Raw genomic sequence first — 20,687 nt, forward strand, 5'->3', positions numbered from 1 at the left:
GGAGAAATCCACCGGTGATCGGCCGCCCTCCCTTCGACCCTCCGAGGGCACCCCGAAGGCCCTTCGGACCGTCCCAGACCCAGCACTCCGCGCAGCGGAGCCGATCGAGGAGTGAACGCCGATGATCCGCCAAACCCTGCACGACGGCTGGCAGTTGTCGGCGATCGCCGGACCGGTGCCGGAGCACGTCGCGGGACGGACCGTCCCGGCCGCCGTTCCGGGCAGCGCCCATCTGGACCTGCTGGCGGCGGGCCTGATCCCCGACCCCTACCTGGACCGCGTCGAGGAGGAACTGGTCTGGGCGCACCGCACCGACTGGCGGTACGCGCTCGCCTTCGAGACGGCGCCCGCCGGGCCGGACGAGCGGGTGGACCTGCTCTTCGAGGGGCTGGACACCGTGGCCACGGTCGAGTTGGACGGACGGGTGCTGGGCGAGACGGCCAACATGCACCGCAGTCACCGGTTCGACGTCCGCGACGCGCTGGAGGGCGGCGGCTTTCACGAACTCGTGGTCTCCTTCCGCTCCGCCCTGGAGTACGCCGAGGAGGTCGAGCGCCGTCTCGGCCGTCGTGACCACGTCTACCCGCACCCCTTCAACATGGTGCGGAAGATGGCGTGCAGCTTCGGCTGGGACTGGGGCCCGGACCTGCAGACGGCGGGCATCTGGAAGCCGGTGCGCCTGGAGCGCTGGCACACCGCCCGCCTGGCGCTGGTGCGTCCCCTGGTGACGGTGGACGCCGACGGCACCGGCCGTGCCGAGGTGCACGTCGAGATCGAGCGCTCCGGCCTGGCGGAGAGCGGCGCGGTGGAACTCACCGCCACCGTGGCCGGCCGCGCCGAGCGCGTCACCGTCCCGGCCGGCGAGACCGGCGCGCGGCTCACCCTCACCGTCCCCGACGTCCGGCTGTGGTGGCCAGTGGGCCACGGCGACCAGCCCCTGTACGACCTCCGGGTCGCCCTGGGGACGGCCGGCGCCGACGAGCCGCTGGACGTCTGGGAGCGCCGCATCGGCTTCCGCACCGTCACCGTGGACACCGCCCCCGACGAGATCGGCACCCCCTTCACCGTCGTCGTCAACGGCAGACCGATCTTCGTCAAGGGGGCCAACTGGATCCCGGACGACCACTTCCTCACCCGCGTCACGCGCGAGCGCCTGGAGCGCCGTGTGGACCAGGCGGTCGGCGCCCACATGAACCTGCTGCGGGTGTGGGGCGGCGGCATCTACGAGACCGACGACTTCTACGACGTCTGCGACGAGCGCGGCATGCTGGTCTGGCAGGACTTCCCCTTCGCCTGCGCCTCCTACCCCGAGGAGGAGCCGCTGTGGAGCGAGGTCGAGGCCGAGGCCCGCGAGAACGTGGTCCGCCTCGCCTCCCACCCCTCCCTCGCCCTGTGGAACGGCGCCAACGAGAACATGTGGGGCTTCCGCGACTGGGGATGGCCCGAGCAGCTCCAGGGACGGACCTGGGGCCTGGGCTACTACACCGAGCTGCTGCCGTCCATCGTGGCCGAACTCGACCCGACCCGCTTCTACTGCGCCAACAGCCCCTACAACCCCGGCATGCCGGTCGACGGGGTCCACCCCAACGACGAGAACCACGGCACCCGGCACGAGTGGGAGGTGTGGAACCGGGTCGACTACACCCACTACCGCGACCACATCCCGCGGTTCTGCTCGGAGTTCGGCTTCCAGGGCCCCCCGACCTGGGCGACCCTGACGAAGTGGATCCACGACGATCCGCTGACCCCCACCTCTCCCGCCTTCCTGCTGCACCAGAAGGCAGAGGAGGGCAACGAGAAGCTCGCCCGCGGCATGGCCCCCCACCTGCCCGAACCGAGGACCTTCGAGGACTGGCACTGGGCGACCCAGCTCAACCAGGCCCGCGCGGTGGCCTTCGGCATCGAGCACTTCCGCTCCTGGTGGCCGCGGACGGCCGGCGCGGTCGTCTGGCAGCTCAACGACTGCTGGCCGGTCACCTCCTGGGCCGCGGTCGACGGCGACGAGCGCCCCAAGCCGCTGTGGTACGGGCTGCGCCACGCCTACGCGCCCCGGCTGCTGACCCCACAGCCCCGCGACGGCCGCCTCGTCCTGGTCGCGGTGAACGACCACGACGAGCCCTGGAGGGGAGAGCTGCTCCTGGAGCGGCAGACGTTCTCGGGCCGGATATTGCGGAGCGTTAAGCTTTCCCTTGACGTACCGGCCCGTTCGGTTGCCCGCATCGAGCCGGCCTCGTCCCTGGTCAGCCCGGAGAACGAGCAGGAGGAGGTGCTGGTGGCGACCGCACCGGACGCACGCGCCGTCCACCTCTTCCGCGAGGACCGGGAGCTGGCCTACGACCCCGAGCCGCTGAAGGCACAGGCCGTCGCGGTCCCCGGGGGCTACCGGGTGGACGTGTACGCGAAGTCCTTCGCGCGCGACGTCGCCGTCCTGGCCGACCGGGTCGCACCCGACGCGGTCGTGGACGAGATGCTGGTGCCGATGCCGGCCGGGGAGTCGAGGTCCTTCACCGTCAGGACCGAGGCCGACATCGATCCCGCCGCGTTGACGGGGCCGCTGGTGCTGCGCTCCGCCAATGCCCTGAGCGCTCCGGTGGTGCGATCCTGAGTGAACACCACGGAACACGGCGGAACGAACGGAACCGGGTTCTCGGGAGCCGTCGGGCTGGTGCTCGCGCGTCCCGCGCGCCTGCTGGGCATCGAACCGTTCTTCATGGAATTCATCGCGGGCATCGAGGAACGCCTCGCCGAACGCGGCCTGTCCGTCCTGCTCCACGTCGTGGCCACCCAGGAAGCGGAGATCGCCGCCTACCGACGGTGGGCGGACCGGGGCTTGGTCGACACGGTCGTGGTGGTCAATCGCACCGTCGACGACAAACGGCTGCCCGTCCTGCGGGAACTGGGACTGCCCGCCGTCCTCGTCGGCGCGGGCGGTGACGCCGCCGACACCGGGGACGGCGGGGGCCCGGCCATGCCCGTGATCCGCACGGACGACGCCGGGCCGGTGCGCGAGGCGCTCGCCCACCTGCTCGACCTCGGTCACCGGCGCATCGCCAGGGTCAGTGGTCCCGCCAACCTGCTGCACACCCGGGCCCGTACCGCGGCACTGGTCGAGGGGTGCCGCGAGGTCGGGGTCGAACCGGTGGTCGTGGAGGGCGACTACTCCGACGAGGCGGGCGCGAGGCTGACGAAGGCCCTGCTGCGCCGGCCGGACCCGCCCACCGCGATTCTCTACGACAACGACGTGATGGCGGTCGCGGGACTGGGCGCGGCGAAGGAGATGGGCGTCCCGGTGCCGGAGCGGCTCAGTCTGATCGCCTGGGACGACTCCACCCTGTGCCGGTTGGCGTCCCCGCCGCTGACCACCATGAGCGTGGAGGTGCACCAGTACGGGGTGCTGGTCGCCGAATCGGTGCTGGAGCTCCTCGACGGGGTGCCGGTGGCCGAGCGGTGGTCCCCCACCGCGCGGTGCGTGCCCCGGGGCAGCACCGCCCGGTGCGCCGTCCCGTCCACCACGGCGTAGCCGGCACCGCGTCGGAACGCGGAAACCTCCGGGGAGGGAGCCCACAGGGGCCTCCTCCCCGGAGGTCGTCGACCCGGGCGGACGAGGGCCCGCCCGGAGCCGGCGCCGGCGATGTCAGTGGCCGCCGCCGTTGTGGCCGCCGCCGTTGTGGCCGCCGCGGTGGTCGTCCCTCTTACCGCCGTCGTGGCCGCCGCGGTGGTCGTCCTTCTTGCCGCCGTCGTGCTTCTTGTCGTGGTCCTTCTTCTCGTAGTGGTGGCGGCCGAAGTCGTTGATGCAGACGTTCCCGAACGCCGGGTTCAGCACGCCGATGACGTCGACGGTGTTGCCGCAGGCGTTGATCGGGATGTTGATCGGCACCTGAATGACGTTGCCGGAGACGACGCCGGGGTTGCCGGCGGCGATGCCCTGGGCCCCGTCGTAGGCGGAGGAGCTCCCGGCGGAACCGACCAGGACGGCACCGGCAGCGGCCGTCACGGCGGCAGCCTTGGCAATACGCGACATGGAAAGTCACTCCTTATAGCGAACATTCGCCCAACCGCCGGCCGACGGCGGTGGTGCCGTGACCAACGCCCGATCCGCCCATAGGTCACCACGATTAGGCCGAATGGTGATCGAGCCCGTCGTTTCGCCCCCTTGGCTCCCGCCGTTTCGCGGGGAGACCCCCGGGTACCGGAATCCGGCCGAAGCCGATCGAGGAGGTTCGATGAGCACGCAGGACGAATCCGCCGCCCGGGTCGCCGTGATCACGGGAGCGGACTCGGGAATCGGCCGCGCCACCGCCGTGCGCCTGGCCGAGCGGGGGATGGACATCGGCATCACCTGGCACGAGGACGAGAAGGGCGCGCGGGAGACGGCGGAGGAGGTGCGGGCCCACGGTCGCCGGGCCGCGATCGAGCGGATGGACCTCACCGAACTGCCCGGCGCCGCGGACGCGGTGGACCGGCTCGCCCGCGAGCTGGGCAGGATCGACGTCCTGGTCAACAACGCCGGGACGGGCACCGCCACCCCCTTCCTCGACCTCGACTTCGACACCGTCCGCCGAGTGCTGGACGTCGACCTCCTCGGGCCCTTCCTGTGCGGACAGCACGCCGCCCGCCACATGATCCGGCAGGGGAGCGGGGGCAGGATCGTCAACGTCACCAGCGTCCACGAGCACCAGCCGCGAGTGGGCGCCGCCCCCTACTGCGCCGCCAAGGGCGGACTCGGGCTGCTCACCCAGGTCATGGCGCTGGAACTGGCCGCGGAGGGCATCACCGTCAACGCCGTCGCGCCGGGCGAGATCGCCACCCCGATGACCGGCCAGGAGGACACCGACGTCCGCACCGAGCCCCGACCCGGAATCCCTGCGGGCCGGCCCGGCGACGCCCGCGAGGTGGCCGCCGTGATCGCCTTCCTCACGGAGGAGGACGCCGCCTACGTCACCGGCGCGTCGTGGGCGGTCGACGGCGGGATGCTGAGGATGGGCCCGCAGGCCGGCTCCCACCTGCCGGACGACTCCTGGCGCCGCCCCTGACCGGCTGCCCACCGACGGCCGTTGCTCCGGTTGGTGGGCACCGGTTTTCCAGCGGCGGCGCGAACAGGCAGCATCGGTGTCCCGAGAGGAGACCGTCCGCGACCCCCTCCCGGAACCCGACCAACCCTTCACGAGCCGTCGGCTCGAACGAGACACAGTGTGGTGATCGGCAGTGACGGAGACCGCGCGCGTGCCGCAGGGCGCCCCCTGCTGGGTCACCTTGCTGGCTCCCCATCTGGAGGCCGCCCGGCACTTCTACGGAGAGCTGCTGGGCTGGCACTACCGGCCGGGTTCGCAGGGGCTCGGCCCCTACGAGGTCGCCCTCTCCGAGGGGGTGCCGGTCGCCGGTCTGGGCGAGGCGCGGGACAGCCTGCGGGCCTTCGCCGCCTGGACCGCGTACTTCGCCGCCGACAGCGTCGACGTCGTCGCCGGGCGGGTGCGGGAACGCGGCGCCACCGTCGCCGTGGGCCCGGTCAGGTTCGGGGCGGGCCGCGTGGCGTGGGCGGCCGACCCGGCGGGAGCGGTCTTCGGCATCTGGGAGGGAGCGGCGACCCCGGGGTGGCGGGTGGGCGGCAGGGTCAACGGACCGGCCTGGCTGGAGCTGATGACCCGCGACGCCTTCGCGGCGGCCCTCTTCTACGGCGAGGTGTTCGGCTGGGACCTGGCCGATCCCGATCGCTACGACATCCGCTACGAACACGACCGGGTGATCCTGCGCATCGACAAGGAGACCGTGGCGGGGCTGAGCGGAGGAGCGGTGGAGGACGCGCCCGACCCGCGGATCAGGCCCCACTGGCACGTCCACTTCCGCGTCGAGGACGTCGAGGCGTCGGCGGCGAAGGCGGCGTCCCTGGGCGCCGAGGTGGTGTCGCCCCCCGCCGAGTCGCCGACGGGGCGGCTGGCGGTGATCCGTGACCCGCAGGGCGCCCTGTTCTCCATCGAGAGCGCCGGGGCGTGAGGGACGGCGCGCCCGGTCCTCCCGCCCCAGGGGCCCTGCGCGGAGCGCGAGCCCCCGGAAGGGGTCTCGGCGGGAGACCGGCGGGAGGACCTCAGCGGGATGCCTCGGCCAGGGCGTCGGCGTTCCGCCGACGGTCCGCCCCGGGCTCCAGGTGGTACACCGCGAAGGCGCGGCGGATGACCGGCTGCGCCACGTTGCGCACCCGTACCCCGCCGCTGGTCAGACCGCGTTCGGTGCCCGCGTGCGCGTGTCCGTGGACGAACAGGTCGGCGCCGGCCGTGTCCACGGCCTCCGCCAGCAGGTAGCTGCCCAGGAAGGGGTAGATCTCCAGCGGCTCTCCGGCGAGCGTGTCGGGCACCGGGGAGAAGTGCGTCAGGGCGACGCGCACGGCGCACCCCTGGTCCCGCAGCTCCTCCAAGGAGGTCCGCAGACCCTCCGCGCAGTGCCGGCTGTGGCGCATGAAGTCCTTCATCACCCGCTCGCCGAACTCGCTGCCGCTGCGCCCGGCGAACCCTCCGCCGAAGCCCTTGGTGCCGGCGACCCCGACGGCGGTCCCGTCCACGTCGACGACCGTGCCCTCGCCCTCCAGGACGGTCACGCCCGCCTCGCGCAGGACGGCGGTGACCTCCTCCGGCCGCTCGTCCTGGTGGTCGTGGTTGCCCAGGACGGCGATCACCGGCACCGGGAGCCCGGCCACCTCGTCGGCGACGACCCGGGCCTCCTCCGGGGTGCCGTGGCGGGTCAGGTCCCCGGCCAGCAGCAGGAGATCGGCGCACTCGTGCAGGGTCTCGAAGGCCGGACGGAGCACCCCCCTGCTGTCCGGGCCCATGTGGATGTCACCGACGGCTGCGATGCGGATCATGCGAGTTCCTCCGAGCGGTCGGGGGCCGTGGAGTCGGCCACGACGATGTCGGTCCGTACCGGCACACCGGCCAGTTCCTCCCGCACGACGCGCTCGATGGTCTCGCGGCACTCGGTGGTGGGGGCGGTGCCGGTGACCACCACCGTGTCGCCGCGGGCCTCGATGCGCATGCCCTGCTCGGCGATCTCCTCGTGGACGAGCCGTTCCTGGAGGTGGCCGATGCGGTACTCGATGGCGACGGCGCCTTCAGCGGGGTCCGTCCGGCGGTTCTCACGGTCCGTCATGGGAGTCCTCCTCCGGTTCGATGACCTGCAGGCGCTCCAGCAGGTACAGGAAGGCGGCGGGCATCGGGTCCGACCCGCACTCGCGCCGCACCCGGGCCCAGTCGACCTTCTCCCGCAGGGCCCGCGCGATCGGCAGGACGGCGCCGAAGTCGCAGTGGTGCTCGGTGAAGGCGTTCAGCAGACTGGCGACCAGATCGGTCACGGCCAGGACGGGCATGTGGACCGACTCCACGGGAAGCTGGTCGGCCCGCTCCAGCAGCTCACGGGTCACCGGCTGGTGTGCCAGCTCGAAGATCAGGTCGATGTCCTCGCCCAGGCACTTCGCCTTGAGCAGCCAGTCCTCCGGAGGCGTGTAGACCTCCAGCCCCGCCTTGCGCAGCGTGGCGGCCACCGCCTCGGCGTCCTCGGGGAGGATGCAGAAGTCGGCGTCGTGCTGCAGGTTGTCCGGGCCGCCGTGCGCGTAGACGGCGACACTGCCCGCCAGGGCGAAGGGGTGCCCTCCGGCCTTGAGCAGGGTGGCCACCTGCTTGGTGGCCTCCAGGATGGCCTGGGTGCGGTTCGGGGGCAGTTCCCCGAGGCCCTCGCCGGGCTCCCGGCGGTCCCGCCCGCCGCCGGGTGCGGCCGCCGAGCGGGGTCCGGGCGGTGCGCTCCGCCCCGCCGGTGCCGTCTCGCCCGGGTGCTCCGTCACAGTCACTCCGATCTCCACGTCGTCTCGTCGTTCCCCGCCACCGGGTCGCCGTGTCGGCCGCGTCGGCCGCGTCGCGGTGTCGCGTGCGCGGCGGCGTGCCGACTCTCGGGCGCCCGGCCGGGTTCTTCCGGCGTTCGGCCGGCAGGTCCGGCGGCCTTCCACGAGAGCACCGGTACCCGCCGTCGGCGGTTCGATACCGTTCGATACCGGTGGATGCCGGTGGTGTGGGCCTCGCGAGGCGGTTCCGGACGGATCGGGCGGCGGCTCGGCCACGGGCCCGGGAACGGCTCGGGGTCAGACGACGGTCGGCGCGATGCGCCGCAACTCCTCCAACGCGGCCGCGACGGCGGGGTGCTCGTGTCCGCCGCGGCGGGTGCAGGTGAGCAGTCTGCGGGTGGGGTTCCCGGCGCAGGACACGCGGACGACGGGCAGGTGGGGCGGGAGGTGCGCCAGGCGCGGCACGAGCGCCACACCGAGCCGGTGCGCGACGAGCGTGGCGATCGCGTCCCAGGCCAGCGCGTGGTGCGCGATCGCCGGCGTGAACCCGGCCGCGCCGCACGCGGTGAGGGTGTGCGCGTGACAGGTGCTGCCGGGCAGCGGGACGATCCAGCCCTCGCCGGCCGCATCGGCCAGGTCCACCTGCCGTAGGCGGGCGAGTGGGTGGTCGTCGGGGACGACGAGGTCGAAGGGGTCGTCCAACAGCGGCCGTTGGTCGAACCGCGCGTCGTTCGGGGGCGGGGTGTCCGAGGCGGCCTCGACGATCGCGAGGTCGGCCTCCCGCTCGAAGAGCAGGTCGAAGCTGTCGCGCAACTCCGTCTCGACGATCCGCACGGTCAGCCGGGGCCGGCTGGTGCGCAGTGCCGCCGCCAGCGGGGCGAGCAGCGTGGACACGGCGACGGGGAATCCGCACACCCGCAGTGGACCCGCCGGTTCGTCGCCCTGCGCGCGCAGCTCGATCTCCGCCTGTTCCCAGCGCGCCTCGATCGCGTCGGCATGAGCCAGCAGGGTCCGCGCGGCGGGAGTGAGCCGCACCCGGCGGCCGTGCGGCTCCAGCAGGTCGACGCCCAGTTCGCGGCCGAGCTGCCGGATCTGCTGGGAGGCGGCCGACGGCGTGAAGTGCAGGGCCCGCGCGGCGGCGGTGACCGTTCCGTAGTGAGCCACCGCCCTGAGGACACGGAGGCGACGCAGATCAATCATGTAGCCCACGCTTAACAGTTGGGTTCGGAAAGTCAACCTGGACATGGAGGGTGCGAGACCTCGACCCTGGTCGGTGACGGCGGCCGAGAAGCGCCGGAGAAGCGTGAGAATCGGAGGAAGCGAATGACGAGCCAGTGCCCGCACTGCGGATGGCCGGACGCCCGACCGATCAAGGTGGTCTCCCGGCACTCCACCTCCACCGGGCAGACGGTGTGGACCCGGTGCGCCTGCGGCTCGCTGCAGATGCGGGTCGTGGACGAGGCGGGGGCCCGGATCGCCGTGCGCGGACGCCCGGACCCTCGCGGTCCGGTGGCGGACCGGCCCGTTCCGGCCCCCGCCCCGTGAACGGGCGCCGTCGTCCGCGGTCACCGGCGCACGGGTGCCGCGCTCGTCGGGCGCGGCACCCGTCGCGCTCAGGGGCGCGTCGCCTCCGACGGGGGGTGTCACACGCCGCCAGGACGGGGCCGACGAGGGCCGAGACGAGCAACGCCGCGGTCGCTCCGCCGGCGAGGAGGACTCCGGACATGACTCTCCAATCGTCCGTCGCGGACACGGCGGAGGGGAGCGGTGCCGACTCCGCCGGTCCACGGGTGGGGAGGTGCGGATGGTGCCGTTCGAACTCCTCGACCCCCGTGGGCGGGCGTGGGCGGACTCCGCGGCGGAGGCGGCCGGGCAGCCACTCGGTGGTGGACGCGGTCGTCGAAGCCTCGTGTCCGCGCGGGCGCGCCGGTCGGGTCGCGGGCGGGGACGGCGCCCTCGACCGCGCGACCGCGTCCGTGCCCCGACGCGCCCCCATGGAGCGGCGCTTTCCGGGAAGACGGGGAGGAGACCCCTCGCCGACCCGGAGGTGCACACCGGATGACACGATCCGTCAGATCATCTTCCTCGTCCCGGTTGCCCACCCTCCTCCTCGTTCCGGCGATCCTGGTGCTGTCGGTGGCCGGAGTCCTGTTGGCGGGCCAACTCCGCCTCTTACCGGAGAAGTTGAACCCCTTCGCCACCCGTACCGAGGACCGCACCGGCCCCGCGCTGCTGAAGTCCCTGAATGACATGAGCCGTTACGAGGGCGCCTCCGGCACCTTCCAGGTCGTCGTGGACCTGGAGAAGGACGCGAAGTTCCTGCCGGACGCGGTGCGCGGCAGCCGCACGCTGTTCGTCGGCACGGGCGGTGTCGGCGCCTACGTGGACCTCGGCGGCCTCGACGAGGACGCCGTCACGGTCTCGGACGACCGCAGGAGCGCGACGATCAGGCTGCCGCGCGCCCGACTGGAGAAGCCCGCGCTGGACGTCGAGCGCTCGTACGCCGTGACCAAGGAACGCGGACTGCTCGACCGGCTCGGCGACTTCTTCTCCGACAACCCGGGCGACGAGCGCGAGGTGCACCGCCTCGCCGTGCGACGCATCGAGGAGGCGGCACGGGAGAGCGGCCTGACGGCGCGCGCCGAGCGGAACACCGAGGAGATGCTGGAGAACCTGCTGCGATCCCTGGGCTTCGAGCGGATCTCCGTGGTCTTCGAACGGCCCGACGGGCGGGGCTGAGCGGACACCGGCGACGAGCGGGGGAGGGGCCGGAGCGCACGAGGAGAGGCGGCGCGGAAGGCGGACACGCCTGTTCCCCGGAGACCGCCTCCCCGATATCGTGCCGACCGGCCGGTGGGAAACGGATGCCCGGCCCGGTCGCCGACCGGTCGTCTCCCGAGGAGGAATCCCATGCCGCGTGCCCTGTCCAACGGGATGGAGCTGGAGTACGACACCTTCGGCGACCCGTCCCGTCCGACCGTGCTGCTGATCATGGGGCTGGGCACGCAGATGACCGCCTGGCGACCGGAGTTCTGCCGGGCCGTCGCCGAGCGGGGCTTCCACGTCGTCCGCTACGACAACCGCGACTGCGGCCTGTCCACGTTCCTCGACGACTGCCCGACGCCGGACATCAGGGCCGTTCTGGCGGGCGACACCTCCACGGTGCCCTACCTCATCGCCGACATGGCCCGGGACGCCGTGGGACTGCTCGACGCCCTGGGCGTCGAGGCCGCGCACGTCGTCGGCGCCTCGATGGGCGGCATGATCGCCCAGCAGTTCGCGATCGACCACCCGGACCGGGTGCTCTCGCTGTGCTCGATCATGTCCACCACCGGGGCGCGCTCGGTGGGCAGGGCCACCTCGGAGGCCCTGGCCGCGCTCACCGCACCGCCGCCCGGCAGCCGGGAGGAGGCCGTCGAGCGGGCCGTCCGTTCCGCCGCCGTCATAGGCTCCCCCGCCTATCCGACCCCCGACGAGGAACTGCGCGAACGGGCGGCCGCCGCCTACGATCGCTCCCACCGGCCCGAGGGCTTCGTCCGTCAGTACGCCGCGATCCTGGCCTCGCCCGACCGCACGCCGCACCTGCGTGCCGTCACGGTTCCGACGCTGGTCGTCCACGGCGCCGACGATCCCCTCATCGACCGCGACGGCGGCGAGGCGACCGCCGCCGCCGTGCCCGACGCCGAACTGGTGGTGCTCCCCGGCATGGGACACGACCTCCCCGAACCGCTCTGGCCCACCATCGTCGACGCCGTGGCCCGCAACGCGGCCCGCGCCGCCGGCCCCGTCGCGGACGCCTCCACGCCCTCGGGAACCGGCGCATGACGAGCCTCGCCGGCCGGTCGATCGCGGTGGCGGAGGCCGTCTCTCGACCCTGACACCGTGTGAGGCGCTCGACCGGGAAGCACCACGGTCACCACCGGAGACTTCGCCAAGCACGGCCCGTGTCGATCCGCATGCCGCGGCACTACGACGGCACCACGACGGCACCACGAAGCGATCGGACCGCTGCGCCCTGTCCGGACCGACCCGGCCGGCGGCCACCGCTCGGCCGGGTACGCGCGGGAACTGTGCCCGGAGTGCCCCGAGGGCACCGCCGCACGGGTGACCGAACTCCGGGAGCCGATCGCCCCCGCATGATCAAACCTGCCTGATCAAACCTGCCTGATCGCACCCGCCTGATCCGCCCGGCGCGTCCGACCCGCTCCCCACCACGACCGGGCCGGACACGCCGGCGCTCTCGGCCCTCATCCCTCGACGCCGGTGGCGTGGTGGGCGGCGCCGACGGGCTTGGACTCGGGGGAGCCACGCTGCCGCAGGTAGACGGAGAGGATGGCCATGGAGGCCACCGCGAGCAGTTCGGACTGCCAGTTCTGCAGGGTGCGGGACCAGAAGTCGGCGGAGGTCAGATACCGGGACCAGCCGATGGGGTCCTGGAGTTGCCGCAGTTGCTGTTCGTTGTAGGCGGCCACGCCGGTGACGGACTGGGCCAGCCAGGTGAGGAGAAAGATCCCGCCCATCACCAGGCCCAGGGAGCGGGAGTACACCAGGCCCCGCAGGCCGGGAGCGGCGGCCCAGCGGGGGGAGTCGGCACGGGCGTGAGCGCCGACCCTCTGGTCCTCGTCGGACTCGGTGCCGACCCTGTGGAGTTCCTTGGACTCGGGGGAGCCGCGTTGCACCAGCCAGACGGTGCCGAAGACGTAGAGGAAGAACTGCAGGTACTCCGACTGCCAGTTCTCGGTGACGTCCACGGCGAAGTCCGAGGAGGTCACGTAGGAACCGAAGGAGACCGGTTCCAGCCCCTCGGAGACCAGTTGGGCGTTGAACTCCGCCCGCCCGGCGAACGCCTGGGCCACCAGGACGACCAGGAAGCCGGTCAGGAAGGCCAGGGTCAGGCCGTTGTCGTGGAGGAAGCCGAGCACCGGGCCGCGGCGCCCGCGTCGGTTTCCACGTCGGCTCTCCCGCCGGGCGGGCCGGTCGCTCATCGCTGGGTCAGCCCGATCGCGATGAAGTACGCCGATCCGGCCAGCACCACCAGCAGGCACAGCGTGAACAGCGTCCTCACCTCTCCTCACCCGCCCTTGACCCGGCACCGATACGGCTGCCCGGGGCGGGGGACGCAGCCCGCGGCGACGACCTTCCACCCGGTGGAGAACCGGGACAGGAACAGAGTGTCGCCCTCGAACCTCGCCATGGCCCGCAGGCCGTGGACGTCGACCTCCCGCACCGGGCCGACGGTGGACAACCGCTGTTCGACCACCGCCTTGTCGCAGGTGGTCCCCTCGGAGCGCGCCAACTCCTCCCTCGTCCCGCGGGCCAGCAGGGCGCACATCGCGGTGCCGTCGCCGGACCGTGCCGCCTCGGCGAAGGAGGACGCCACCGCCGAGGCGCCGTCGATCCGTTCCCGAGGCGCCCCGCAGCCGCAGGCCGTCGCCACGACCACGACGGCCGCCAGCACCAGTCGGACGCGCCGGGCCGGCCCCGTCGAGCCCACCGTGGTCGCTCCTGTCACGGCCAGGAGGACTCGCTCCGCGGCACCACGACCAACTCGGACATCACACTGCCCTCGGGCACCGACAACGCGCACATGACCGCGTCGGCCACCACGTCCGGGCTCTGCAGCTTGGAGGTGTCGGCGTCGGGGAAGCGCTCGGTCACGAACGGGGTCTCCATGCCGCCCGCGATCACCCCGGTGACCCCGATGCCGGGGCAGTCGCGCTGCGCCTCCTTGAAGAGGGTGTGGGTGAAGGCGCGCAGCCCGGACTTGCCTGCCGAGTAGGGGCCCGCCTCGGTCCAGGTCCGGTTCGACGCCGTGGAGAGGATGTTGACGATGTGTCCGCCGCCGCGGGCCACCATGCGCCGGTAGGCCTCCAGACACAGGTACATCGGGCCCAGCAGATTGGTGGAGATCACCCGGGTGACCTCCTCGGCGGACAGGTGCTCGATCGGTTTGGAGACGTCCACGGCGGCGTTGTTGACCAGGACGTCCAGCGGCCACGGGGCCTCGTCCAACGAGCGGAAGGCCGCCGCGACCGCATCGGAATCGCGGACGTCCAGCCCCAGGAAGCGGACGTCCGTGCCCTCCTCCTCGCTCAGTCGGGCGCAGAACTTCTCGCCCTCCTCGCGCCGTACGTCCACCACCCGCACCGCCGCCCCGGCGCGTGCCAGGCGGCGGGTGATGGACGCGCCCAGACCACGGGCGCCTCCCGTCACCAGCGCGCGTCTGCCCGTCAGGTCCACATGCGCGGAACCGCCCACGGCGTTCCCTCCTTCGCTCGGCCGCCCCGGCCGCCGGGAACCCACCGTGTGCGGGGAGGTAGCGGGCGGGGCCGGGGGCGGGATCGCTGCCCCGCCCGAACTGCCCCGGCGACGGGCGCGGAAACGGCCGGGCACCCGAGTGCGGAGGAACGAACCTCCGGCCGACCCCGAAAGGTCGGCCGGACGGGTGAGGGGGTGGCCCCGCCGGGTCGCCCGGCGGTCGCCGTCACCCCTGGGCGGCGGTCTGCTCCGGCGCGGCGGCCATGTCCATGTGGAAAACCTCCCACAGGTGGCCGTCGGGGTCCTGGAAGCTGCGCGTGTACATGAAGCCCTGGTCGGCGGGCTCGTTCGCGGGCGACCCCCCGGAGGCCAGGGCCTTGTCGGCCATCCTGTCGACCTCCTCCCTGCTGTCCAGGCTCAGCGCCAGGATGGCCTCGGTGCCGACGGAGGCGTCCGCGACCTTCTTGTTGGTGAAGGACGCGAAGAACGGCTCGGTCAGCAACATGGCGTAGACGCCCTCGTCGATGACGAGGCAGCCGGCGTTGTCGTCCGTGAACCGCGGATCGAAGGAGAAGCCGAGCGAGGTGAAGAAGTCGGTCGACCGCTTCAGGTTCTTCACGGGCAGGTTGACGAAGAGGTTCTTCGACACGATGGCCTCTTTTCCGGGGTTTGTGCTGTTTCAGCGGTTCCAGTGGTTCCAGTGGTTTCGGCGGTCTCCGCGTCCTTCACGGTCGCCGCCGGTCGTGGGCCGTCGTTCCGGTGGTTCCACCGCTCCCTCCGGCGGGCCGCCGGCGCCTCGGAGCGTCGGCTCGGGGCCCGCGGTACCGGGAAGCGGCCCGTCCACCCGTACACGGGGTGGACGACGCGGCGGCGGAGAACTCATCGGTCCACCACGCCGCTCTCCGCACCGGGCCCGCGCGGCGCCGTCGATGTCACCGTCCGTACCGGTGACCGTGCGGGTGGCGACGGGCCGCGATGAGTTTCGACCGTCCCGCTGGTCCTTCCTGACGACGCCCACCACAGGAGGTCGGCCTTGGCCGCTCACGAGGAACCGCGGCACGAGGAACCGCGGACAGCCCGCCCGGAGGAGGCGCGCCGGCCGCGTCCGGAGTCGGCCGGGCTCGTGTTCGCCGTGCGCGGGCCGATCACCCGTGCCGACATCCCCCCACTGTGCGAACGTCTGCGCCGCCTGCTGCGCGACACCGGAACCGACCCGGTCACCGTGGACGTGGGGGAGTGCTCCACCGCGGACCTGGTCACGGTCGAGGCCCTGGCCCGGCTGCGACTCACCGCACGCAGGCTGGGCCGCCGGATCCGGTTGGGCCACGCCGACGCCGACCTGCGGCGTCTCCTCGCCTGGACGGGGCTGGACGAGGAGGCGTGCGACGCCACCGGGCCGGAACCGGCCCGCTCAGCGGGGATCGAGCCGCGGGGGCAGCCCGAACAGCGGAAACAGTCCGGCGGTGTCCAGGAACGAGACGATCCCGGTGACCCGCCCCCGTGACACCTCGACGACCTGCAGCGCCCACGGGGTGAGACCACCGTCCGGAGCGGGCCGGTACTGGCCGAACCCCTGGCAGCCGTTCGCCGCGACCGGAACCAGCCGTGACCCCCGACAGCCGGCGCCGTACCCGGTGAGCCACGCCCGGATGTCGGCGTGGCCGCGCAGCCACAGCTCGTAGGGCGGCATCGACAGGGTGGCGTCGTCGTGCAACACCGAGGTCAGCGCGTCGAGATCGTACGCCTCGAAGGCGCTGACGTAGCGGGCCAGGAGGGCCCGCTGCCCCTCGTCCATCGCGTCCACCCCGCCGTCGGCGGTGATGTCGCTCGACGCCAGCGTCGCCCGCGCTCGCTGGAGCGCGCTGTTGACCGAGGCCACCGTGGTGTCCAGCAGCTCGGCGACCTCGCTCGCCCGCCAGCTCAGCACCTCGCGCAGGATCAGCACCGCCCGCTGCCGGGGCGCGAGGTGTTGCAGCACCGCGACGAACGCCAGCCGCACCGACTCCCGTGCCACGGCCGTCTCGGCCGGATCGCCGCCCTCCGGCAGGACCCGACCGTCGGGCATCGGCTCGATCCAGCAGGCTTCGGGCAGGGCCGGCCCCGGGGGCAGGTCCGCACCGCCCGGAGACGACAGGTCCATGGGGCGGGCGCGACGTTGGCTGCCCCCGAGCATGTCCAGGCACACGTTGGTGGCGATGCGGTACAGCCACGACCGCAGCGAGGACCGGCCCTCGAACCGCTCCAGACCACGCCAGGCCCGCACCATCGTCTCCTGGACGGCGTCCTCCGCTTCGAAGGCCGACCCCAGCATCCGGTAGCAGTAGCCCGTCAGTTCCCTCCGGTACCGCTCCAGCTCGCCTTCCGCCGACTCGCGCGTCGCCGTGCTCCTCGCACTCTCCGTCGTCGCGACGTCACCCATCGAGTCCCCCTGTGAGAGCCTGACCGTGCCCGGCCGCCTCCTCGCGACCGACCCACTCCCAGCAAACCACCGCCCACCGACAATCGCCCCCGGAAGCGGGCCACCCCCGGCCGGACGCGCCGGGCACCCGGCGCCCTACCGGCGGCGGCGACGGCTGCGGGGCAGCCGGAACCGGCGCCTGAGCTCGTAGAGCATCGGATGCCGGTCCCGTTCCTCGCGGGTGTAGCGGTCGAGTTCCTCGGCCAGACGAGTGGAGCGCTTCTCCACGTCCAGCTCGTCCAGCAGCCGGTCGATCTCGGCCAGCAGCGCGCCCTGCAGGTGCCACTGGCGCGGGTGCCGCTTGACGCGGCCGAGCAGCAGGTGCGCGACCTTCTCACGGCCGGCGCGGCCCGCTTCCAGCTCGCGGGCCAGCCGCTCCTCCGCCTCCTCGGAACTGCCGCTGCTGGGGCTGGTGACCAGGACGGCGAAGTTGCGCACCGTCTCGGCCAGGTGCCCGAACAGCTTCTCCAGCGCCTCGGCGACGTCCGGGGGGAACAGCGGTTCGTCCTGGCGGTGCGTGGCCAGGTCGGTCAGGGTCCGCGACACCGACCTCAGCACGGAGGTGCAGATCTCCAGGGTGTCCAGACCGGTCCGCAGCACGACCCGGGAGAGCAGGGGCTCCTTCACCCGGGGGTTGAGGCGCAGGCTCTCCTCGGCCTGGACGAGGGCGCGGTCGACCAGCGCGATGTCGTTGTCCAACCGCCGGGCCTCCTGGAGCCGGGCGGCGGCGCGGTGCACCGGGGTGTGGGCGCCCGGCGACTCGCCCAGGTGCAGCAGCAGCCGCCGCATCCGCCCCGCCAGGTCCAACAGCGCCTCCTCGGCGGGTTGGACCCACACCGGGGGAACGAAGAGGAAGTTGAACAGGAACCCGACCGCCGCGCCGATCAGGGTCTCCAGCACCCGAGCCAGCGCCAGGTCGGTCGCCTGGGCCACCCCCAGCACCAGCATGGCGCTGATCGCCACCTCGTTGATGAAGTCGCCCGCCCGCACCAGGTGGCCGACGGCCAGGGAGGTGAGGATGAGCAGGCCCAGGCTCCACCAGCTCAGACCCACCAGGGAACTGAAGAGGACGGCGACCGTGACCCCCGCCACCACCGAGTTGACCCGGGTGATGCCGCTGGTGATGGTGGCGTAGAGAGTGACCTGGACGACCAGCAGCGCGGTCAGCGGGGCCAGCAGCGGCGCCTTGGTCTCGAGCAGCCACAGGGCGGCCACGTAGGAGAGCGTGGCGGCGGCGGTGGCGCGGAGCGCCTGGACGACGGCCGGTTCCCTGCGTCGCCTGACCAACTGGGCCACGGGTGCGGGGACGTCAGGCACGTTCGGACCCTTCCCGTCCGGAGCGGATCGACACCGGATGTCCTCCCAACCTCTACACGATCTTCCGTCCCTTATCGCAGTGCCCGGACGGCCGCGCCGAACACCAGGGGGAAACGGGAGGCCACCGGCACCACCAGGCGCGCCGTGCGTTCGTGTCCGCTCGCGCGCACCAGTGCCCCGGTCAACAGGCGGTGACGGCGCGACAGACGGCGCCAGGCGGCCTCGTACGCGGCGGGCCGGCCCGCCGCCAGGCAGCGCACCGCCGCCCGCGCCGACGCCACGGCCAGCGCGACGCCCTCGCCGGTGAGCGCGTCGACGTAGCCCGCCGCGTCGCCGACCAGCAGCACCCGGCCCGCCACCCGGCCGCGCACCCGCTGCCGCATCGGCCCCGCGCCCCGCACGGGACCGGCCGCCGGACCGGACAGCAGCGGGAGCAGGTGGGGGAAGCGCTCCAGATGGGCGTCGAACCCGAGGCGTTCGGTGCTGAGCACCGCGACCCCCAGCAACTCCCGCCCGACCGGCGTCACGTACGCCTCCCCGCGCGCGGACCAGTGCACCTCGACGAAGTCCGTCCACGGCGCGACGCGGTAGTGGCGGCGCAACCCGTACCGCCGCGCCCCGTGCCACCGTCCCTGGAGCCCCAGGGCCCGACGGACGGGGGAGTGGAGACCGTCGGCGGCGATCATCCAGCGGGCCCGCCATCCGGCGGCCAGCACCGCGTCGTCCTCCTGCCGCACGTCCCCGACCCGGCCGGGCACGATCCGCACGCCCAGCTCACGGGCCCGCAGCCACAGCGCCCGGTGGAGCCCGGTGCGGCGCACCCCCAGTCCGGGGCCGTCGGGGAAGGTCGCCCGGACCTCGTGGACGCCGTCGGTGTAGCGGATGCCGCGCAGCTCGCGGCCGCCCGCCGGGCCGAGGTCCACGCCGAGCTCCCGCAGGGCCCGCACCCCGCCGGGCATGACGCCCTCGCCGCACGCCTTGTCCACCGGCGCCTCGCGCGGCTCGACCACCACCGTCTCCATGCCCGCCAACGCCCCGCAGACCGCCGCCGCCAGCCCGGCCGGTCCGCCGCCCGCGATCAGCAGGTCGATCACGTCGCACCCGCCGGGGAGGCGGGGACCCCGGAGGGCGCCCGGGCCGCCGAGGCCAGGGCGGCGTCCTCACAGCGGACGCGGACGGCCAGCAGGGCCGCGTCGAGCACGGTGAAGACCACGGCGGTCACCCAGGCGCCGTGCACCAGGGGCAGGGCGACGCCCTCGGCGACCACCGCCGCGTAGTTGGGATGCCGCAGCAGGCGGTACGGCCCGGAGGCGACCGGGGGGAGTCCGGGAACGACGATCACCCGGGTGTTCCAGCGTGGTCCCAGCGTGCGGACGCACCACCAGCGCAGCGCCTGGGCGGCCGTCAGCACGGCGAGCATCGACCACCCCAGGGCGGGGTCGAAGGACCGTCCCGCCACCCACACCTCCACCGGAGCCCCGACGAGCAGGGCCGTGTGCAGGACCACCATCGCCGGGTAGTGCCCCCGGCCGTGCTCCACGCCGCCGCGGGCCGCGGCCCAGCGGGCGTTGCGCCGTGCCACGGCCAGCTCGGCGACCCGCTCGGCCCCGACGGCGAGCACCAACGCCGCGTACCAGAACACCCGCGCTCCCGCCTCCTCGCTCCGACCCCCGCCACCGCCGTCCCCCGCCGCCCGTCCCGCACAGCCCGTCCCCGCGGTCCGGCTCCTACCAGCGCAACAGGACCAGCTCCGAGCAGAAACCGGGCCCCATCGCGAGCAGCACGCCCGGCGCCCCGTCGCCGGGCGGACGCCGGGCGAGGGTGTCCCGCAGGACGTGCAGCACCGAGGCGGACGAGAGGTTGCCGATCCCCTCCAGGGAGCGCCAGGTGACCTCCAGCGCGCCGTCCGGCAGGTCGAGCGCCTCGTCCACCGCCTCCAGCACCCTCGGCCCGCCCGGATGGCACACCCAGACGGCCACGTCCTCCCGTTTCAGACCGTGGTCGCCGAGCAGGCCGTCGACGTCGTCGGCCAGGTACTCGCGCACGACCTTCGGCACGGAGGGGTCCAGCACCACCCGGAAGCCCGACCCGGTGACGTCCCACCCCATCACGTGCCCGGTGTCCGGGTAGAGGTGGGCGCGGGTGTCCACGACGGTCGGGCCGGGCGGGGCGGCACGCCGGGCGCCGCACAGCACCACGGCGGCGGCGCCGTCGCCGAACAGTCCGGTGGCGACCAGGTTCGCCGGGGAGGCGTCGCCGCGTTGGAAGGTCAGGGAGCACAACTCGACGCAGAGCAGGACGGCGACGTGGTCCGGCCGGCCGTGGAGGTGGTCGTGGAGCCGGGCGATGCCGGCCGCCCCCGCCACACAGCCCAGACCGAAGACGGGAAGGCGACGCACGTTCGGCCGCATGCCCAGGAGCCCGGCGATCCGGGCGTCCACGGACGGGGCGGCGACTCCGGTCACCGAGGTGAACATCAGCAGGTCCACGTCGCGCGGCGTCAGGCCGGCCGCCCGCAGCGCCCCCGAGACCGCCGCGGCCCCCAGCTCCACGGCGGCGGAGACGAAGACGTCGTTCGTCGTGCCGAAGTCCGCCGGCGCGGCGTAGTCCTCCAGCGGCAGCGTCGTGTGGCGGAAACGCACCCGCGCGTTGCGGTGGAGACGGTCCAGCGGGCGGCGGTCGGCGCCCTCGGGCAGACAGAGGCGGGCCACCAGGTCGGTGACCTCGCGCTGGCTGTACCGGTGCGGCGCCAGGACCGAGTGCACGGCGGCGATGCGGCTCATCGGCTTCCCGGATCGAGGGCTTGGGACACCTCCCGAATTACCTCCCCGG

General features: G+C 73.4%; 22 protein-coding genes. 8 read left to right on the forward strand and 14 right to left on the reverse strand.

Annotated elements, in window-relative coordinates:
- Nucleotides 1-121: 121 nt before the first annotated feature.
- Nucleotides 122-2,605, forward strand: coding sequence for a glycoside hydrolase family 2 protein (locus IF47_RS0101850; RefSeq protein WP_031506143.1), 2,484 nt, complete (start codon nucleotides 122-124; stop codon nucleotides 2,603-2,605).
- Nucleotides 2,606-3,520, forward strand: a complete 915-nt coding sequence (locus IF47_RS0101855; RefSeq protein WP_051716831.1) for a LacI family DNA-binding transcriptional regulator — start codon at nucleotides 2,606-2,608, stop codon at nucleotides 3,518-3,520. It begins immediately after the preceding gene.
- 114 nt (nucleotides 3,521-3,634) lie between these two features.
- On the opposite strand, the gene IF47_RS32065 is transcribed toward IF47_RS0101855, so the two are convergent.
- Nucleotides 3,635-4,021: a chaplin gene (locus tag IF47_RS32065; RefSeq protein WP_031506145.1), complete on the reverse strand. Its 387-nt coding sequence runs from the start codon at nucleotides 4,019-4,021 to the stop codon at nucleotides 3,635-3,637.
- A 202-nt stretch (nucleotides 4,022-4,223) separates the two neighbouring features.
- On the opposite strand from IF47_RS32065, the gene IF47_RS0101865 reads away from it, so the two are divergent.
- Nucleotides 4,224-5,033, forward strand: coding sequence for an SDR family oxidoreductase (locus IF47_RS0101865; RefSeq protein ID WP_051716832.1), 810 nt, complete (start codon nucleotides 4,224-4,226; stop codon nucleotides 5,031-5,033).
- 172 nt (nucleotides 5,034-5,205) lie between these two features.
- A complete protein-coding gene (locus IF47_RS0101870) occupies nucleotides 5,206-5,991 on the forward strand; it encodes a VOC family protein (protein ID WP_037731775.1) in 786 nt (261 codons plus the stop codon).
- Nucleotides 5,992-6,082: 91 nt separating this feature from the next.
- On the opposite strand, the gene IF47_RS0101875 is transcribed toward IF47_RS0101870, so the two are convergent.
- From IF47_RS0101875 to IF47_RS0101890, 4 genes are all read right to left on the reverse strand, one after another.
- A complete protein-coding gene (locus tag IF47_RS0101875) occupies nucleotides 6,083-6,853 on the reverse strand; it encodes a metallophosphoesterase family protein (protein ID WP_031506150.1) in 771 nt (256 codons plus the stop codon).
- The gene (locus IF47_RS0101880; RefSeq protein ID WP_031506151.1) at nucleotides 6,850-7,137 is read right to left on the reverse strand and encodes a BON domain-containing protein; all 288 of its coding nucleotides are present in this window, start codon (nucleotides 7,135-7,137) and stop codon (nucleotides 6,850-6,852) included. Before IF47_RS0101880 ends, IF47_RS0101875 begins: the two co-directional genes overlap by 4 nt.
- The gene (locus IF47_RS0101885) at nucleotides 7,124-7,825 is read right to left on the reverse strand and encodes a nucleotidyltransferase family protein (RefSeq protein WP_031506152.1); all 702 of its coding nucleotides are present in this window, start codon (nucleotides 7,823-7,825) and stop codon (nucleotides 7,124-7,126) included. Before IF47_RS0101885 ends, IF47_RS0101880 begins: the two co-directional genes overlap by 14 nt.
- Nucleotides 7,826-8,119: 294 nt before the next feature.
- Nucleotides 8,120-9,022, reverse strand: a complete 903-nt coding sequence (locus tag IF47_RS0101890) for a LysR family transcriptional regulator (RefSeq protein WP_031506153.1) — start codon at nucleotides 9,020-9,022, stop codon at nucleotides 8,120-8,122.
- A 123-nt stretch (nucleotides 9,023-9,145) separates the two neighbouring features.
- Between IF47_RS0101890 and IF47_RS0101895 the strand changes: the two genes are divergently transcribed.
- From IF47_RS0101895 to IF47_RS0101905, 3 genes are all read left to right on the forward strand, one after another.
- Nucleotides 9,146-9,367, forward strand: a complete 222-nt coding sequence (locus IF47_RS0101895) for a hypothetical protein (RefSeq protein ID WP_031506155.1) — start codon at nucleotides 9,146-9,148, stop codon at nucleotides 9,365-9,367.
- A gap of 513 nt (nucleotides 9,368-9,880) precedes the next feature.
- Nucleotides 9,881-10,561 carry a DUF4230 domain-containing protein gene (locus IF47_RS0101900; protein ID WP_031506156.1) on the forward strand — a complete coding sequence of 227 codons (681 nt, stop codon included), beginning with the start codon at nucleotides 9,881-9,883 and terminating at the stop codon, nucleotides 10,559-10,561.
- 171 nt (nucleotides 10,562-10,732) lie between these two features.
- Complete coding sequence (locus tag IF47_RS0101905) at nucleotides 10,733-11,647, forward strand: alpha/beta fold hydrolase (protein ID WP_051716834.1); 915 nt, start codon at nucleotides 10,733-10,735, stop codon at nucleotides 11,645-11,647.
- A 422-nt stretch (nucleotides 11,648-12,069) separates the two neighbouring features.
- Here IF47_RS0101905 and IF47_RS0101910 read toward each other — a convergent pair whose 3' ends face one another.
- From IF47_RS0101910 to IF47_RS0101930, 4 genes are all read right to left on the reverse strand, one after another.
- On the reverse strand, nucleotides 12,070-12,807 hold the full coding sequence (locus IF47_RS0101910; protein ID WP_245640956.1) for a DUF6766 family protein: 738 nt from the start codon (nucleotides 12,805-12,807) through the stop codon (nucleotides 12,070-12,072).
- 86 nt (nucleotides 12,808-12,893) lie between these two features.
- A complete protein-coding gene (locus IF47_RS31355; protein WP_245640957.1) occupies nucleotides 12,894-13,334 on the reverse strand; it encodes a hypothetical protein in 441 nt (146 codons plus the stop codon).
- On the reverse strand, nucleotides 13,331-14,080 hold the full coding sequence (locus IF47_RS0101925) for an SDR family oxidoreductase (protein WP_031506162.1): 750 nt from the start codon (nucleotides 14,078-14,080) through the stop codon (nucleotides 13,331-13,333). The genes IF47_RS31355 and IF47_RS0101925 overlap by 4 nt, the downstream gene beginning before the upstream one ends.
- Nucleotides 14,081-14,306: 226 nt before the next feature.
- Complete coding sequence (locus IF47_RS0101930) at nucleotides 14,307-14,729, reverse strand: VOC family protein (RefSeq protein ID WP_031506164.1); 423 nt, start codon at nucleotides 14,727-14,729, stop codon at nucleotides 14,307-14,309.
- Nucleotides 14,730-15,113: 384 nt separating this feature from the next.
- Here IF47_RS0101930 and IF47_RS0101935 point away from each other — a divergent pair, with 384 nt between their 5' ends.
- A complete protein-coding gene (locus IF47_RS0101935; RefSeq protein WP_031506166.1) occupies nucleotides 15,114-15,584 on the forward strand; it encodes an STAS domain-containing protein in 471 nt (156 codons plus the stop codon).
- On the opposite strand, the gene IF47_RS0101940 is transcribed toward IF47_RS0101935, so the two are convergent.
- The 5 genes from IF47_RS0101940 to IF47_RS0101960 all read right to left on the reverse strand — a co-directional run bounded on the left by IF47_RS0101940 (nucleotide 15,492) and on the right by IF47_RS0101960 (nucleotide 20,638).
- The gene (locus tag IF47_RS0101940; protein WP_031506167.1) at nucleotides 15,492-16,499 is read right to left on the reverse strand and encodes a sigma-70 family RNA polymerase sigma factor; all 1,008 of its coding nucleotides are present in this window, start codon (nucleotides 16,497-16,499) and stop codon (nucleotides 15,492-15,494) included. The two genes, IF47_RS0101935 and IF47_RS0101940, sit on opposite strands and share 93 nt — an antisense overlap.
- A gap of 135 nt (nucleotides 16,500-16,634) precedes the next feature.
- Nucleotides 16,635-17,855, reverse strand: a complete 1,221-nt coding sequence (locus tag IF47_RS0101945) for an FUSC family protein (protein ID WP_031506168.1) — start codon at nucleotides 17,853-17,855, stop codon at nucleotides 16,635-16,637.
- A 71-nt stretch (nucleotides 17,856-17,926) separates the two neighbouring features.
- Nucleotides 17,927-18,949 (reverse strand): NAD(P)/FAD-dependent oxidoreductase, encoded by a 1,023-nt coding sequence (locus tag IF47_RS0101950; protein ID WP_031506169.1) that lies wholly within the window; start codon nucleotides 18,947-18,949, stop codon nucleotides 17,927-17,929.
- Nucleotides 18,946-19,497 (reverse strand): isoprenylcysteine carboxyl methyltransferase family protein, encoded by a 552-nt coding sequence (locus IF47_RS0101955; RefSeq protein WP_031506170.1) that lies wholly within the window; start codon nucleotides 19,495-19,497, stop codon nucleotides 18,946-18,948. The genes IF47_RS0101950 and IF47_RS0101955 overlap by 4 nt, the downstream gene beginning before the upstream one ends.
- An 85-nt stretch (nucleotides 19,498-19,582) precedes the next feature.
- Nucleotides 19,583-20,638 carry a type III polyketide synthase gene (locus IF47_RS0101960; RefSeq protein ID WP_031506172.1) on the reverse strand — a complete coding sequence of 352 codons (1,056 nt, stop codon included), beginning with the start codon at nucleotides 20,636-20,638 and terminating at the stop codon, nucleotides 19,583-19,585.
- Nucleotides 20,639-20,687: the final 49 nt, after the last annotated feature.

Origin of the sequence: Streptomyces megasporus, from assembly GCF_000718985.1 — a bacterium.
Taxonomy (GTDB): domain Bacteria; phylum Actinomycetota; class Actinomycetes; order Streptomycetales; family Streptomycetaceae; genus Streptomyces; species Streptomyces megasporus.

What these genes read in the sequence shown, in the direction of transcription:
- IF47_RS0101890 (WP_031506153.1), bottom strand. Translation starts at nt 9,022, where the DNA reads ATGATTGATCTGCGTCGCCTCCGTGTCCTCAGGGCGGTGGCTCACTAC.
- IF47_RS0101960 (WP_031506172.1), bottom strand. Translation starts at nt 20,638, where the DNA reads ATGAGCCGCATCGCCGCCGTGCACTCGGTCCTGGCGCCGCACCGGTAC.
- IF47_RS0101865 (WP_051716832.1), top strand. Translation starts at nt 4,224, where the DNA reads ATGAGCACGCAGGACGAATCCGCCGCCCGGGTCGCCGTGATCACGGGA.
- IF47_RS0101910 (WP_245640956.1), bottom strand. Translation starts at nt 12,807, where the DNA reads ATGAGCGACCGGCCCGCCCGGCGGGAGAGCCGACGTGGAAACCGACGC.
- IF47_RS0101895 (WP_031506155.1), top strand. Translation starts at nt 9,146, where the DNA reads ATGACGAGCCAGTGCCCGCACTGCGGATGGCCGGACGCCCGACCGATC.
- IF47_RS0101940 (WP_031506167.1), bottom strand. Translation starts at nt 16,499, where the DNA reads ATGGGTGACGTCGCGACGACGGAGAGTGCGAGGAGCACGGCGACGCGC.
- IF47_RS0101880 (WP_031506151.1), bottom strand. Translation starts at nt 7,137, where the DNA reads ATGACGGACCGTGAGAACCGCCGGACGGACCCCGCTGAAGGCGCCGTC.
- IF47_RS0101875 (WP_031506150.1), bottom strand. Translation starts at nt 6,853, where the DNA reads ATGATCCGCATCGCAGCCGTCGGTGACATCCACATGGGCCCGGACAGC.
- IF47_RS0101905 (WP_051716834.1), top strand. Translation starts at nt 10,733, where the DNA reads ATGCCGCGTGCCCTGTCCAACGGGATGGAGCTGGAGTACGACACCTTC.
- IF47_RS0101850 (WP_031506143.1), top strand. Translation starts at nt 122, where the DNA reads ATGATCCGCCAAACCCTGCACGACGGCTGGCAGTTGTCGGCGATCGCC.
- IF47_RS0101900 (WP_031506156.1), top strand. Translation starts at nt 9,881, where the DNA reads ATGACACGATCCGTCAGATCATCTTCCTCGTCCCGGTTGCCCACCCTC.
- IF47_RS32065 (WP_031506145.1), bottom strand. Translation starts at nt 4,021, where the DNA reads ATGTCGCGTATTGCCAAGGCTGCCGCCGTGACGGCCGCTGCCGGTGCC.